We start from the raw sequence: 14,866 nt of genomic DNA, 5'->3' as shown, positions 1-14,866 counted from the left end.
GAGGGTGGCGATGAAAAAGTTACATACCCTGATCCTCGCCCCGGTGGCCATGGCGGTGCTGCTAAGCACCGCCACCTGGGCCGCCGAACAACCCGCCCTGTCTGACCGCGCCTACCGCGCGGTCAACAAGGCCCAGGCGTTGATCACCGAGAAGAAATACGGCGAGGCCAATGCCAAGCTGCAGGAGGCGCTGTCCGGCGCCGGCGAGCGGGTCTACGACAAGGGGGTCATTTTGCAGACCCTGGGCTTCGTGGCGGCGCAGCAGGAGAAGTACGGTCAGGCGACCAAGTACTTCGCCGACGCCATCGCCACCGGCGGCCTGCCGCCCCCGGTGGCCCAGCAGGTGCGCTACAACCTGGCCCAGCTCTACATGGCGGAGGGGAACTTCAAGGGTTCCATCAACACCATGAAGGAGTGGTTCGCAAACCTCGGCAAGGACGAGAAGCCGACCCCGCACGCCTACATCACCCTGGCCAACGCCCATGTGCAGCTCAAGCAGTACCGGGAAGCCATTCCGGCAGTGGACAACGCGATCAAGCTCTCCGCGGGCAAGGCGCCGGAGTCCTGGTACCTGCTGAAGATGGCGGCCCACTACGAGCTGAAACAGTACAAGCCGGCCACCGAGGTGCTGACCGCCCTGGTGGACCGCTACCCGGAGAAGAAGAAGTACTGGACCCAGCTCTCGGCCATGCACATGCAGGCGGGCAACGATGCCAAGGCCCTGGCGGCACTGGAAGGGGCCTACAACCTCGGCATGCTGACCGAGGCCAACGAGTTGCAGCGGCTCGCCAACTACCTCGCCTTCGCCGGCATTCCCCACCGCGCCGCCCGCGTGATGGAGAAGGCCATGAAGGAGGGGCAGATCGAGAGCACCGCGGCCAACTACAAGACGCTGGCCAACTACTGGCATCAGGCCAAGGAGCTGGACCCGGCCATCGACACCCTGGCCAAGTCCTACAAGCTGGCCCCCAATGCCGAGCTGCAGCTCAAGATGGCGCGCATGATGATCCAGAGCAAGCGCTACCAGGATCTGGTGGCCTTCGCCGCCAAGCCTGCCGCCAACGCCAGCGGCGAGCAACGGGCGGATCTGAAGTTCCTGACCGGGGTCGCCTATTTTGAGCAGCAAAAGCCCAAGGAGGCGCTCTCTGCCTTCACTCAGGCTGCCCAGAATGGCAACGTCAGTGGTCGCGCTTCCCCCTGGATCAGCTTCTTGAAAGAGCAGCAGGGCGGCGCCGTCACCCAATAAAGCTGCGCGGCCCGGCTGGCGGGGTGGGGATCTCCCCGACTCGGCATCCGGGCCGCGACACATCGACAAGGGGGTCACCCCGCAGATTGCCTTGGTGGCAATTGGCCGCTCTTCGGAGCGGTCTTTTTTATGGCACCGCCCCTGCCATTTTCCCCTCCTTCTCCTGATACAAGGCACAAAAAAATCCGGAGCCTGGGCTCCGGATTGGGTCATTGCCTTGCGAGAGAACAGGCCATGCAAAGTGCCGGCCTGCCGCTCAAACGGTCATCAGTAGCTGCACACCAGCTTCCAGCTGCCATCGCCCGCCTTGGGCTCGCTGCTGGTCCACCAGTTGGCCTGCCACACCGCCTTGCCGTTGGTCATGCGGTCGTTGCCATTGGCGTGATCCCCGCGCGGCCAGGTCGGATAGGCATTGTAGTCCGCCGGGTTGACGTTCTGGCTGGCACAGGTGGTGCCACCGCTGCCGCCGTCACCACCGCCACTGCTGCCCAGCACCGCCTCGGCCAGGGCCGGGAAGTCGGACTTCAGGCCTATGGTCTGACTGCCGGCAATCAGGCGCATGCCACTCGGCACGCCGGCGGCCGGCAGGTAGTAGGTCATGGCCACTTCCACGTCGGTGCCCGGCGTCCAGGCTTTCCAGGCCGGCAGCGTCAGAGCCACCTTGTGGAAGTCCTTCTCATTGGCGATGCCGTCCGAGTTCTGGTTGCCACCGCTCTCCACCACTTTCAGCCCCATGCCGCTCTGGTCGGTGATGGTGTCTGAGGTGGAGGTGGGGACCAGGAACTCGATGCGGGTGCCGCCCGGAATGGTCTGGGTCGACTTGTTGGTGAGCTTGAGGGTCGGGTTGATCGGGTAGTTGGAGTCCCCTTCCTTGAAGCCGGAGAGGCTCACGCCGATGTCGAGCTGGGCGGCCGGAGCCGGCAGATCATTCTGCTTCAGGGCCGCCTTGTCGGCCTTGCTGAACTTCTCGTAGGCGAGGCTGGTGAGGGTGCTGCCCATCACGTACTCGTTCTTCGCGGCGTCGAAGTCATAGTCCCCCGCCATCTCCCAGAACATGACGCCCCCCAGGCCCCGCTTGACGATGTAGTCGAGCTTGTGACCCATGGACTCTTCATCTTCGGTGGAGAGGAACACCTTCTTCTGCTCGTTCCAGAGCCAGGGCGCATGAGCCTTGTCGTCGTAGTAACGCACATACTGGCCTTGCATCACGTGGGCCGGGTTGTTGGGATCCAGACCCCAGGCCTGGCCGTAGCTCGGCAGGGTGGTGATGCCGAGGCTGGCCGCGTGCTCCAGGTTCTTGGCATGCCACATGGGCACGGCGCCACCGCCAATCTCCTTGCCGTTCTTGTCAAGGTCATGCCAGATGTTGTCGATGCCCACCGCCCCGTTGCCGCACGGAATGGTGCTGCCACCGGTGCCCGGCTGGCAATCGCTCTGGCTCGGCAGCGCCGCCTTGCCACCCAGACCGTGGGTGCCACCGGTGACCCCCTGCCAGCCACGGGTGTAATAGGGCACTCCTATGTTGATCTTGCCCGCCGCCATGGCACCACGGAAGTAGTGGGCCGCCCAGGCGGAGTTGAGATAACCGATGCCGCCAAACTGGGCCTGGGTGTAGACACCCCACTGGGACAACTCGGGATCCGCCTTGTTGTCGAACAGGGCGGCGTTGTGACCGACGAAGTGGTTCCAGGCACCGTGGAAGTCATAGGTCATCAGGTTGACGTAGTCGAGGTACTGGGTGACCTGGAAGTTCTCCATGCCGCGCAGCAGGTAGGCCGAGGCCGGCGAGGCGATGGTCAGCATGTACTTGCGACCGTCCTCGGTGCCGGCGCTGTCGAGCTTGTTGCGCAGGGTCTTCATCAGCACTTCATAGTTCGCAAAGAGCTTGCCGCGACACTGGTTGGAGAGCGGGAAGTCGTTGGGGTTGCCCGCATCCTTCATGGAGGTGGGGTACTCGTAGTCGATATCCACCCCATCGAAGCCGTACTGGCGGATGAAGCCCACGGCCGAGTCGGCAAAGGCGTTGATGCCGGCGGTGTTGACCGAGCAGTCGCCCTTGGTGGTGGCGGCGTAGAAGCCGCGGGTATCGGCCCAGCCCCCGACGGAGATGAGGGTCTTCACGTCCGGGTACTGCTTCTTGTACTTGGACAGCAGGTTGAAGTGACCCTGATAGGCGAACTCCGGATCCATCTCGGCGCCCGGCACCCCGTTCCAGGTCAGCTTGGTAGCGGCGTCATCCACCTTGATGGTGTGACTCTGCTCGTCCACCGCCGCGAAGGCGTAGTTGATGTGGGTGATCTTGTCCCAGGGAATGTCGCTCACCAGGTAGGCGGGCAGGCCGTTCTTGCCGGTGCGCCAGGAGGTGAAATACCCGATGACGCGGCGGCCGTGGTCATCCCCCATGCACTCGCTGCCGTCGGCGCGGTAAATCTGGCGCACGTCGCAGGAGAGGTTGCCGCCGGTGGGGGGCAGCGCCGCCTCTTCCACCTGCACGTCCACCTGGGCCGACTCGCCAGAGAGGTTGGTCTTGTCGGTCGCCACCAGCTTGAGGCCGGTCAGCCCCTTGTTCTGGGGCGTCCAGCTCAGTTGCCAGGGGGCGCTGGTGTCCTCGCCCACCTTCTGGCCATTCACGAAGAGCTCGACCTTGGCGACGTCGTCATTGGCGTCGGTGACATTGCCGCTCACGGTGAGGGCGCGGCCCAGGGTTACCCTGGCACCGGCGGCGGGGCTTGCGATGCTCACCCTGGGCGCCTCTGGCGCCACCACGGCGGCGACCTTGAAGCTCGAATCCGCCTCGCTCAGCACCTTGCCGTCTTTATCCAGCGCCCGTGCCTTGAGGGCGTGAGCGCCCGCACCGGCGGCAGACCAGCTGGCACTCCAGGGAGAAGCCGTGGCGGTGGCGACCAGGGTGCCGTCGATGAGGTATTCCACCCGGGCGAGCGCCGTGACCGGGCCGCTCAGCGTCACCGCCAGGGCCACACTGGCCCCCTCGCTGACGCTGGCACCCACGGCGGGGGAGCCGATGGCGACGACCAGGGCCGGCGGCGGCACCTCACCACCATACAGCTTCCAGGCATCAGCCCAGACCACCCCCACCCCGGGGGCGTAGTGATAGGGGGACGCGCCGCACCAGCCGGAGTAAGGGAATTCCTTGCATTCATAGAGGGCGCCTGCGTTGCTGACGATGTCGCCAGCCTTGTAGGCGGTGCCGGCCTGATAGGCGGGGTAAGCGGCCTGCGCCCAGGCAGGGACGGCCGCAAGGGCGACCAGCATGGCAAGCCTGCTGGGCCTCAAGATCTGTTGCATATTGTTATCTTCCTTGTTTTGTCTTGGCTTCAATACCGGGAAAAGCGCAATCGCAACAGGGAACAAGGGAGCGACAACAGGCCATGGACGGGCCACAAACCCTCAAGTCACCCTGGGTAACCCCGCTGTCTGGCCCGGATGGGACAGATCGGAGGCTTTGCGTCCCGGCATCACTGCCGGTTTGCCCTTTGCCTGGGTTCCGTGAGGAACGGCTCGAGTATAGGAAGCAAGTGACCACTGCTCAATCTTTATTCTCGAAGGAAAATATGTGAATGCTGGCCGCCTCACACTTTTCGCTCCCACCTGATGACAAATAGATCATCAATATCAAACTGTTAGCCACGTCAAAAAATGGCAGATGGGCTCCTTTGTCTCCTCATAATGTGCGTTGGTTCACTGGTCAGAGCTGCCAGAAATGTGACAATGCGCGCCCTTGGCCACGATGCCAAGGCTATGGAAACACTGGCAAAAATAAAAAAAGGAATACCCATGAAAGGAACACCTACCCTGCTGTCGCTGGCCGTGGGGCTCGCGCTCGCGTCCCCGTCTCTCTACGCCGCCGGCTTCAGTTGCCCGGCCGACAGTGCCCTCACCCCCATCCCCGCCATCCAGGGCAGTGGCGACAAGAGCCCCCTCGTCCCGGACGATCAGTTCGAAAGCGCCCAGAGCGTCTCGGTCAAGGCAGTAGTCTCGGGTCTGGGGGAAAGCCTCAACAAGGGCTTCTACCTGCTGGATGTGCAGGGGGACGGCAACCCCGAGACGTCGGACGGCATTTTCGTCTACCTCAATGACAAGAACTTCGCCAGCAAGTACCCGGACATCCAGCCGGGCGCCCTGGTCTGTCTGGAGGCCAAGGTCGAGGAGTATTACGGCCACACCCAGCTCAAGCCCCTGTTTGACGGCAGCACGCCGCGCCTGACAACCCTGGCCCAGGGCGACGCCCCGGCCGCCACGGCGCTGCGGGTACTGGAGGGGGAAACCCTGGCCCGAGCCCTGGAGCGTCACGAAGGGATGCGGGTGCGCCTCGACGCCGACAGCGCCCTCAAAATAAGCCGCAACTTCAGCTACGACTATGCCGCCCGGCGCAACAACCTGGTGCTCGCTCACGGCGCCCCGCTGATGAAGCCGACCCAGCGCCATGTGGCGAGCAGCCCCGAGGCCGTGGCGCTGGCCGAGGCCAACGCCAGCAACCGCGTCTTCCTCGAGTCGGACTTCAAGGCGGGGGACGGCAAGCTCCCCTGGCTGCCCGCCTGGGAGCCGGAGCAGGGTTACCTGCGCATCGGCGATGCCCCGATCAATCTGGAGGCCATGGTCGGCTACAGCTACAACGAGTACCGCCTGATCGTGCCCCGGGATCAGACCATCACCGCGGGGGATCTGCTGCGCACCGGCGACAACGACCGCCAGAGCGCCCCGGCCCGCGTGGATGGCACTGACCTGCGCATCGGCAGCTTCAACGTGCTCAACTACTTCACCAGCCACTCCAGCGTGGGGGGCGCCCTCAACGTGCTCTGTGCGGATCAGGCGGATGCGGACAGCGCCAAGGGTTGCAACCGCGGCGCCAAGAGCCTGGAGGAGTTCCAGTTGCAGCGCGCCAAGATCGTCAACGCCATCACCGAGATGGACGCCGACCTGCTCGGCCTGATGGAGATGGAGAACAACGGCTTTGACGAGCACGCCGCCCTCCACGATCTGGTGGAGAGCCTCAACGCCAGGCAGAAGGAGGCGAGCAAGCACTACGCCTTCGTCACCCTGCCCAAGGCCCTGCTCACGGAGGATCGCTTCTTTGGCGGCGACGCCATCATGGTGGCCATGATCTACCGCCCCGCCCTGCTCACCCCGAGCGGGGATGCCGACGTCATCCCCCTGCCCCAGCAGCGCTACACCACGGGCGGCGTCACCAAGAGCGCCGGTCAGCGGGACTCCCTGGTCCAGCGCTTCACCGTGGCGGGCAGCGACGCCCCCCTGACCCTGGTGGTTAACCACCTCAAGTCCAAGGGGTCGGGCTGCTATGAAAACGGGGATGGCAAGACGGAGCCTGCGGATCTGCAGGGCAAGTGCACCGAGTTTCGGGTGAGCGCGGCCAAGGTGCTGGGGGAGGCGGTGAGCAAGATGCCGGGCCAGGTGCTGCTGGTGGGGGACTTCAACTCCTACGCCAAGGAGGATCCCATCCGGGTGCTGACCGACTATGTGCCGATCGCGGGGGAGCGCCAGATCCGCTCCGCCTCCCACACCTACATCGGCGACAAGCCCTATGAACAGATGGGCCAGACGGTGGCCAAGGGTTACGGCTTGGTGGATCTGAACGTCAAGTTCAACCAGGAGAAGGCCATCTCCTACAGCTACGAGGCCGAGCTCGGCACCCTGGACTACGCCCTCGCCAACCCGGCGCTGGCTGACAAGGTGGTGGCGGTAGCCGACTGGCACATCAACTCCTTCGAGAGCAACCTGTTCGAATATGGCAGCGCCTACACCGGCGATCTCATCAAGTCGGACAACCCCTTCAGCGCCTCGGACCACGACCCCGTCATCGTCGACCTCAAGCTCAAGGAAGCGAGCAAGGGGGGTGGCGGCGCCATGGGCGCCCTGCTGCTGGCCCTGTTGCCGCTCGCCTGGCGGCGTCGTCGCTAAGACGCGGCATCTTCGATGCCAGGTGCAAAGCCCGCGATGATCGCGGGCTTTTTTTGTGCCATGGCCATTTGAAAAACAAATGCAAAGGGCCACATCATGGGATTAATAAATGCCCTGTTGCCCCACCCGCCCCTTTCCCGGGGGGCTGGCACCCTGTCGATGGGGAAACCCGGTGCTGACACCAGGGGCCGGATAGCGTATCCCGCAGGCTGCCGAACGAGCCAACCGCCACGCGGCAGAGGATGGCATCGCGCAGCCCGCGCCATGGCCATGGCGGCATCGGCGCCAATCCCCGTCAGCAGCGGCCAGAGCCGCTGATGCCCTCGCGGACAGGGTGAAGCGCCATCGCAGGCTACCGAACGAGCCAACCGCCGCACGGCAGAGGATGGCATCGCACAGCCCGCGCCGTGGCCATGGCGGCATCGGCGCCAATCCCCACCCTCATCCCCGTCAGCGGCGGCCAGGGCCGCTGATGCCCTCGCGGACAGGGTGAAGCACCATCGCAGGTTGCCGAACGAACCAACCACCACACGGCAGAGGATGGCGTCGCGCAGCCCGCGCCATGGCCATGGCGGCATCGGCGCCAATCCCCACCCTCACCCCCGTCAGCGGCGGCCAGGACCGCTGATGCCCTCGCGGACAGGGTGAAACGCCATTTGCCAGACAAATGCAAAGGGCGAGATCATGGGAGATCCAAATGACAGGTAAATAAAAAGGCCACCGCGATGCGGTGGCCTTGGTGCTTTCTTGCGAAAGATGGTGGAGCTACGCGGGATCGAACCGCGGACCTCTTGCATGCCATGCAAGCGCTCTCCCAGCTGAGCTATAACCCCGATGTGTGTGAGTGACACTGAATCACTCTGAATTTGGTGGAGCTACGCGGGATCGAACCGCGGACCTCTTGCATGCCATGCAAGCGCTCTCCCAGCTGAGCTATAACCCCAAATTCGGTACTGAATGAATGGTTCTGGCAGCCATTCACCCTCAATAATGGTGGAGCTACGCGGGATCGAACCGCGGACCTCTTGCATGCCATGCAAGCGCTCTCCCAGCTGAGCTATAACCCCACAAAGGTCGGCCTGGGTGATACACACCGCACTGCCCTGGGTACTTCATGCCAATCGGGAACCTGGTGGAGCTACGCGGGATCGAACCGCGGACCTCTTGCATGCCATGCAAGCGCTCTCCCAGCTGAGCTATAACCCCTTGGATTCCAGATTGTACGAGGAGAATTTGGTGGAGCTACGCGGGATCGAACCGCGGACCTCTTGCATGCCATGCAAGCGCTCTCCCAGCTGAGCTATAACCCCAACTCACCTCGGCGCTACCAAAGTTATCTCTGGCAACGGAGGCGCATGATAGGCATCACCCGCTTTGCTGTCAACCCAAAATTCTCGCCCGCTGGAGCGTTTAGTCAAAATTCAGACAGTTAGCTGTTTTTATCGCCAACCTCGTCGCTATGTCGCTGTTTTACGTCGCAAATCCGCTTGAGGCCAAAATACGAAGGGCCCCCGTCAGGGAGCCCTTTTCATGCCATGGCCGATGTTTATTCAGCGGCCATGCGCGCGTCGATATACGCCAAAGCGCGGTCGATACGGGCGAGGACCCGCTCCTTGCCCACCAGCGCCATCACTGCGTCGATGGCAGGGGAAAGATTACCCCAGACCGGTGACGGCAATGTGCGGCGGCAAGCTTACTCGGCGGCCATGCGCGCTTCGATATACGCCAGGGCGCGGTCGATGCGGGCGAGGACCCGCTCCTTGCCCACCAGCGCCATCACTGCGTCGATGGCAGGAGACTGACCCAGACCGGTGACGGCCACACGCAGCGGCATGCCGACCTTGCCCATGCCCTGACCCAGCTCGGCAGCGGTCGCTTCAATCAGCTCGTGCAGCGCCTCGGTGGTCCAGGTCTCCAGGGCCGCCAGCTTGGCCTTGGCCAGAGCCAACGGCTCGGCAGCCACACCGCGCAGGTGCTTCTTGGCAGCGGCTTCGTCGATGGCCTCGTACTCTTCGAACAGGTAGCGGCTCTGGGCAGCCACCTCCACCAGGGTGTTGCAGCGCTCGGCCAGCAGGGTGACCACATCGGCCAGCGCCGGGCCATTGCTGGTGTCGATCTGCTGGTGTTCCATGTGCCAGGCCAGGTGCTTGGCCACATAGGCCGGATCCAGGCTGCGCATGTAGTGGTTGTTCAGCCACAAGAGCTTGTCGGTGTTGAAGGCGGAGGCGGACTTGGAGATGGCATCCAGGCTGAACAGCTTGATCATCTCGTTCAGAGTGAAGATCTCCTGATCCCCGTGGGACCAGCCCAGACGCACCAGATAGTTCAGCAGCGCTTCCGGCAGGTAACCGTCGTCGCGGTACTGCATGACGGAGACGGCGCCGTGGCGCTTGGAGAGCTTGGCGCCGTCGTCACCCAGGATCATGGAGACGTGGGCAAACTCCGGCACCGGCGCGTTCAGCGCCTTGTAGATGTTGATCTGGCGCGGGGTGTTGTTGATGTGGTCTTCGCCACGCACCACGTGGGTGATCTCCATGTCCCAGTCATCCACCACCACGCAGAAGTTGTAGGTCGGCGCGCCGTCGGTACGGCGGATGATGAGATCGTCCAGCTCGGTGTTGGCGAACTCGATGCGGCCACGGACGTGGTCATCGAACACCACGGAGCCTTCGGTCGGGTTGCGGAAGCGAATCACGTGCGGCGCATCGGCAGGGTGATCGTGGGCGCCATCCCGGCACTTGCCGTCATAGCGGGGCTTCTCGCCGTTGGCCATCTGGCCTTCACGCAGCGCTTCCAGCCGCTCCTTGGAGCAGTAGCACTTGTAGGCACGGCCGTCGGCCAGCATCTCGTCGATGAGGCCGTTGTAGCGATCGAAGCGCTTGGTCTGGTAGTAGGGGCCCTCATCCCAGTTCAGCTCCAGCCATTCCATGCCCTCAATGATGGCGTCGATGGCCTCCTGAGTGGAACGTTCCAGATCGGTATCCTCGATACGCAGCACAAACTCACCGCCCTGGTTCTTTGCAAACAACCAGGAATAGAGTGCGGTACGGGCACCGCCGACATGCAAAAAGCCGGTCGGGCTGGGAGCAAAACGGGTTTTGACTTTCATCTTTAAGCCTTGTGTAGAGGGCCTTGGGCCAATTCGTTAAAAAAACCGTCGCATTTTAGCACCGACAATGACGGATGGGAAAACCATGGCGAGGCAGAGGGGAAAATAGGGTCTATTCCCGCAAAAACCGCTGTTTTAGAGTGATGTCTCAGAATTTTCCCTTTTTTCCCGCTTAGCTAGGCGAGGTTGCTGGAGAGATCTCCCGCACAGCCGATACTTCAGTCACCCCGTCAACGAACCCTCAACGATACAAGGAACGCGCGATGCAGTTTCGTTCTATCCAGAATCGTATCCTGGTACTGGCCGGTGTCGCCATGACCACGGCCCTGGTCATCCTGATCCTGCTCAACCAGTATTCAGGCCGGCAGACCCAGCAGCTCACCATCGACTCCAGCCGCGCAGCCCTGCAACAGGAGGCGTGGCAGAAGGTGAGCGCCAACGCCCGCGCCGAGGCCGCCACCATCACCCAGCTGCTGCAAAAGGGGCTCTCCTACACCCAGCAGATGGCCAGCGTTTTCGCCCGCCAGCAGGAGGGAAAACTGCCGCTGGATCGCCAGCAGGCCACCGATCTGCTCAAGGCCCAGCTTGCTTTGGAGCCCCAGCTCTATGGCGCCTTCGCGGGCTTCGAGCCCAACGGCTTCGACGGCCAGGACGAAAGCTTCGCAGGCCAGAGCGCGCTCGGCAGTGACGACAAGGGGCGCTTCGTTCCCTACTTCTACCGCGACAAGGATCAGATCGGCAGCGATCTGCTGCTCTCCATCGAGAAGAGCGATCCGGACGAGTTCGGCAACCCGGCCAACGACTACTACGCCTGCCCGAAACGGGAGGGGCGCCCCTGCCTCATCGATCCCTTCAAGGTGGACATCAACGGCCAGCAGGTGCTGGTGAGCACCATCACCACCCCCATCCTGGTGGATGGCCGGTTCAAGGGCATCGCCGCGCTGGATCTGGCGGTGGACTCCATCAGCCGTCAGGCCCAGTCTCTCAACAGCAACATCTATGACGGCAAGGGGGAAACCCTGATCGTCAGCGCCGCCGGCGTCATCACCGGTACCAGCGGCGACGCCAGCCTGCTCGGCAGCCGCGCCGACAAGGTGCTCGGCAACGGCTGGCAGCAGTACCTCAAACCGGACGTGCAGCGCCAGGAGCTCACCGACGCGTTCCGTATCTCGGTGCCCATCGCGGTGCCCGGCATGGCCCGCAACTGGGCCATCATCGTCACCCTGCCCTACAAGGTGGTGCTGGCGGGAGCGGACGAGCTGGCACGCCAGCTCACCGACATGAACCGCGCCGCCATGACCCAGCAGCTCATCGGTGCCCTGCTGGTGCTGGTGCTGGCCCTTGGCACCATGCTGGTCATTGCCCGCAGCATCACGGGCCCCATCCGTCAGATGGTGAGCCTGGTGGATGACATCGCCGACGGCGACGGGGATCTCACCAAGCGCCTGGAAACCCGCTCCCGGGACGAGCTGGGGGCCCTGGCCCGGGGCATCAATCGCTTCATCGACAAGCTGCAGGCCTTGCTCGGGGATGTGCAGAAGACCGCGAGCGAGGTCCATCGCCACGCCGGGGATACCGATCGCATCGCCGGACAGACCGACAACAACCTGCAGCATCACCAGGCGGAAATGGAGCAGATGCTGACCGCGGTGCAGGAGATGTCCTATGTCAGCCAGGAGGTGGCCACCCACGCCAACAACACCGCCGACTCCGCCAAGCAAGCCCAGAGCGCGGCGGACGAGGGCAAGGTACGCTTCCAGCGGGTGATCCACTCCATGCACAAGGTGGCCGCCGAGGCAGGCAAGGGAGCCGAAGTGGTGGAAGGGCTGGCTCACGACAGCGAGCAGATCACCAGCATCCTCACCGTCATCCAGGGGATCGCCGATCAGACCAACCTGCTGGCGCTCAACGCCGCCATCGAGGCGGCTCGGGCCGGGGAGCAGGGGCGCGGTTTTGCGGTGGTGGCCGACGAGGTGCGCAAGCTGGCGGGCAACACCCAGCAGGCGGTGCAGAATACCCAGGAGCTGATCGACAAGATCCGCCACAGCTCCACCAACGCGGTCAACGCCATCCAGCAGAGCCAGCAGCTGACCCATCAGGCGGTGGGGGAAGCGGATCAGGCGGAGGCGGCCCTCGGCAGCATCTTCCAGGCCATCGCCACCATCAACGACATGACCTACCAGATCGCCTCCGCCGCCGAGGAGCAGAGCTCGGTTTCCGAGACCGTCTCCGGCAATCTGTCAAAAACCAGCGCACTGGCCAACGACATCGCCAGGGACGCCACCAGCACGGCCAACGCCAGTCAGGCCTTGCGTCAGGCGGCGGAACGTTTGCAGCAATTGTTGGGTCAGTTTCGTCTCAGCTGATAATTTTCATGCTCCGGACTCTCCCCCTCGGGGGCGAGTCCGTTTACCATAGGCGGCATATTTGCCTGATGGCAGGCAATGTAGTGAGAGGTAAATGCCGTGCCCACCCCGGACCGTCGCCCACGTGGCCATAACAGACGAGCCCAGCAGCGTCGCCAAGACGAATCACAAGGAACCCTGCTCCAACGTATCAACGCGGCTACCCTGCCCCTGCGCCAGCGTCTCGGCCAGGGTATGAGTGGCCTGGGTCAGCGCAACAAGGAGCCGAAGGCGGCCTCGTTCAAGCTGGCAAGCCCCCTGCCCCGCAAACACACCATAGGGTTGCTGGTGCTGATCCCGCTCTGGCTGCTGGTGCTGGCCTGGGAGCCCGCCCCCGCCGCCCCGACCACGGCGCCGTCAGGCTCCCTGGCGGTCCCCCTGGCCGTGCCGGCCCAGGCCCTGACCGTCGGCAACGCCGGTGAGCCCCAGGCCGCCAAGCCCGTCGAGGAGAAAGTGGATGGCACCTGGTTGCAGCACGACGTGCAGGCCGGCGAGACCCTCTACTCCATCTTCCGCAAGTTCGAGTTGCCGGGGGCCGAGCTCAGCCGGCTCATCGCCATCGAAGGGCCGGACAGGCCGCTGACCCGGCTGCAGTCGGGCAAGTCGGTGTTCATCCTGGTGGACACCAGCCGCCGCATCCAGCGGGTCGAGGTCCGCTCTCTGGGTCAGGTCAGCTACCGCTACGACCGCCAGGGGGAAGGGTTCGCCCTCAAGGAATAAGGGGGCTCGACCACTTCCCCTTATGCAGACGGGAGGCCATGGCCTCCCGTTTTTTTTGATGTGAAGCATGAAACAAACTGCTGACTTCACAATACTTTTAGCTCGCTCAAAAAATGAAAAGTGCCAAATTGACAAGGGATCGGGCTCCAGTACAATCGGTCAGGCTTTAGACAGGGATTGTGCTACATGCTACTGGGACAAAGAGACGTGGTCAGTCATGCTTCAACCCCTGACTTCCAGGCAAATGCTGCCCAACCAGGCTTAGTTTCATTTTGTTATAGATAGGACTTACCACATGTCTGACATTCGCACCGGCCAAGTAAAATGGTTCAACGAAACCAAGGGTTTTGGCTTCATCGAGCAATCCCAGGGACCGGACGTTTTCGTTCACTTCTCCTCCATCCAGAGCGCAGGTTTCAAGACCCTGGCTGAAGGTCAAAAAGTCCAGTTCACTGTGACCCAGGGCAAAAAAGGCCCTCAGGCCGAGAACGTCACCGTTATCTGAGCCAGCGCCAGTGAACCCGTAGGAGGAGCCATCGCCCCTCCTATTTTTTGCCCGCGATTTCCCCTCCCCGATCGACAGAGCTCTTGCCGGGCTTGCCATCCCCACCTGCAAGCCGTTTATGGCCGCCACCAGCCGCTATAAATCAAAATTATGAGCTTTGGTTAAATGCCCCGGTTTTAACTTATAGCGAGCCACTGTCTGTCATTCAGGCCCTGCCAAGCCTGTTAGCCGACCGCAAAGGGTTGTGCCCGATCTCCGGGAGGCTATTAGCAAGCAATACATTTTGGTCTTATGACTTGGGATGTGCGGGGAAGAGAGAAAACAGGCAAACGCCGGATACGACAAATCATCGCGGCGCGATGTGATGGGGAATTCAAAGGGATTATGAGGACGTCGAAGAGAAATTGGAGCGGGAAACGAGACTCGAACTCGCGACCCCAGCCTTGGCAAGCACGGATCATGCTCTACCAACAGGACGCGGCAGTGATGGTACTGAGAAACTGGATTCGTGTACTTGGGGGAGAGATTGAATTCGAAGGGTTCGAAGAGAGATTGGAGCGGGAAACGAGACTCGAACTCGCGACCCCGACCTTGGCAAGGTCGTGCTCTACCAACTGAGCTATTCCCGCAACAGGATGTCATCTGCAAGTGATTGGAGCGGGAAACGAGACTCGAACTCGCGACCCCGACCTTGGCAAGGTCGTGCTCTACCAACTGAGCTATTCCCGCAACGGAATATCACTTACACATATCTACTGGACACTGTTTGGAGCGGGAAACGAGACTCGAACTCGCGACCCCGACCTTGGCAAGGTCGTGCTCTACCAACTGAGCTATTCCCGCAACAGAATGTCATCTGCAAGTGATTGGAGCGGGAAACGAGACTCGAACTCGCGACCCCGACCTTGGCAAGGTCGTGCTCTACCAACTGAGCTATTCCCGCA

7 protein-coding genes, 9 tRNA genes and 1 riboswitch are annotated in these 14,866 nt (G+C 62.7%); of the genes, 5 read left to right on the top strand and 11 right to left on the bottom strand.

What is annotated here, in order from left to right; all coding sequences use genetic code 11:
* The first annotated feature begins 10 nt into the window (after nt 1-10).
* Nucleotides 11-1,246 (top strand): lipopolysaccharide assembly protein LapB, encoded by a 1,236-nt coding sequence (locus AB5Y89_RS15620; RefSeq protein WP_042014300.1) that lies wholly within the window; start codon nt 11-13, stop codon nt 1,244-1,246.
* 267 nt (nt 1,247-1,513) lie between these two features.
* Here AB5Y89_RS15620 and AB5Y89_RS15615 read toward each other — a convergent pair whose 3' ends face one another.
* On the bottom strand, nt 1,514-4,519 hold the full coding sequence (locus AB5Y89_RS15615) for a glycosyl hydrolase family 18 protein (protein ID WP_368224187.1): 3,006 nt from the start codon (nt 4,517-4,519) through the stop codon (nt 1,514-1,516).
* A gap of 145 nt (nt 4,520-4,664) precedes the next feature.
* Nucleotides 4,665-4,748, bottom strand: a riboswitch (cyclic di-GMP riboswitch).
* A 293-nt stretch (nt 4,749-5,041) separates the two neighbouring features.
* Between AB5Y89_RS15615 and AB5Y89_RS15610 the strand changes: the two genes are divergently transcribed.
* Nucleotides 5,042-7,183 (top strand): ExeM/NucH family extracellular endonuclease, encoded by a 2,142-nt coding sequence (locus tag AB5Y89_RS15610; protein WP_368224113.1) that lies wholly within the window; start codon nt 5,042-5,044, stop codon nt 7,181-7,183.
* Nucleotides 7,184-7,940: 757 nt separating this feature from the next.
* Here AB5Y89_RS15610 and AB5Y89_RS15605 read toward each other — a convergent pair.
* The 6 genes from AB5Y89_RS15605 to gltX all read right to left on the bottom strand — a co-directional run bounded on the left by AB5Y89_RS15605 (nt 7,941) and on the right by gltX (nt 10,292).
* A tRNA-Ala gene (locus tag AB5Y89_RS15605) sits at nt 7,941-8,016 on the bottom strand.
* Between the two features lie 34 nt (nt 8,017-8,050).
* A tRNA-Ala gene (locus AB5Y89_RS15600) sits at nt 8,051-8,126 on the bottom strand.
* A gap of 48 nt (nt 8,127-8,174) precedes the next feature.
* Nucleotides 8,175-8,250: transfer RNA gene (locus AB5Y89_RS15595), tRNA-Ala, on the bottom strand.
* A 63-nt stretch (nt 8,251-8,313) separates the two neighbouring features.
* Nucleotides 8,314-8,389, bottom strand: a tRNA-Ala gene (locus AB5Y89_RS15590).
* A gap of 28 nt (nt 8,390-8,417) precedes the next feature.
* Nucleotides 8,418-8,493: transfer RNA gene (locus AB5Y89_RS15585), tRNA-Ala, on the bottom strand.
* 383 nt (nt 8,494-8,876) lie between these two features.
* Entirely contained in the window at nt 8,877-10,292 is a 1,416-nt protein-coding gene (gltX, locus tag AB5Y89_RS15580; RefSeq protein WP_368224112.1) for a glutamate--tRNA ligase, read from the bottom strand.
* A gap of 263 nt (nt 10,293-10,555) precedes the next feature.
* On the opposite strand from gltX, the gene AB5Y89_RS15575 reads away from it, so the two are divergent.
* The 3 genes from AB5Y89_RS15575 to AB5Y89_RS15565 all read left to right on the top strand — a co-directional run bounded on the left by AB5Y89_RS15575 (nt 10,556) and on the right by AB5Y89_RS15565 (nt 13,922).
* Entirely contained in the window at nt 10,556-12,658 is a 2,103-nt protein-coding gene (locus AB5Y89_RS15575; protein ID WP_124244802.1) for a methyl-accepting chemotaxis protein, read from the top strand.
* A 99-nt stretch (nt 12,659-12,757) separates the two neighbouring features.
* Entirely contained in the window at nt 12,758-13,417 is a 660-nt protein-coding gene (locus AB5Y89_RS15570) for a LysM-like peptidoglycan-binding domain-containing protein (protein ID WP_010675484.1), read from the top strand.
* Between the two features lie 295 nt (nt 13,418-13,712).
* Nucleotides 13,713-13,922, top strand: coding sequence for a cold-shock protein (locus AB5Y89_RS15565; RefSeq protein WP_005297820.1), 210 nt, complete (start codon nt 13,713-13,715; stop codon nt 13,920-13,922).
* Nucleotides 13,923-14,475: 553 nt separating this feature from the next.
* Here the strand turns inward: AB5Y89_RS15565 and AB5Y89_RS15560 are convergent.
* From AB5Y89_RS15560 to AB5Y89_RS15545, 4 genes are all read right to left on the bottom strand, one after another.
* Nucleotides 14,476-14,551: transfer RNA gene (locus tag AB5Y89_RS15560), tRNA-Gly, on the bottom strand.
* A gap of 24 nt (nt 14,552-14,575) precedes the next feature.
* Nucleotides 14,576-14,651: transfer RNA gene (locus tag AB5Y89_RS15555), tRNA-Gly, on the bottom strand.
* Nucleotides 14,652-14,689: 38 nt separating this feature from the next.
* A tRNA-Gly gene (locus tag AB5Y89_RS15550) sits at nt 14,690-14,765 on the bottom strand.
* 24 nt (nt 14,766-14,789) lie between these two features.
* A tRNA-Gly gene (locus AB5Y89_RS15545) sits at nt 14,790-14,865 on the bottom strand.
* Nucleotide 14,866 lies beyond the last annotated feature (1 nt).

The organism is Aeromonas sp. s4 (genome assembly GCF_040907855.1).
Taxonomy (GTDB): Bacteria; Pseudomonadota; Gammaproteobacteria; order Enterobacterales; family Aeromonadaceae; genus Aeromonas; species Aeromonas caviae.
This window is presented reverse-complemented; position numbering and strand designations above follow the sequence as displayed.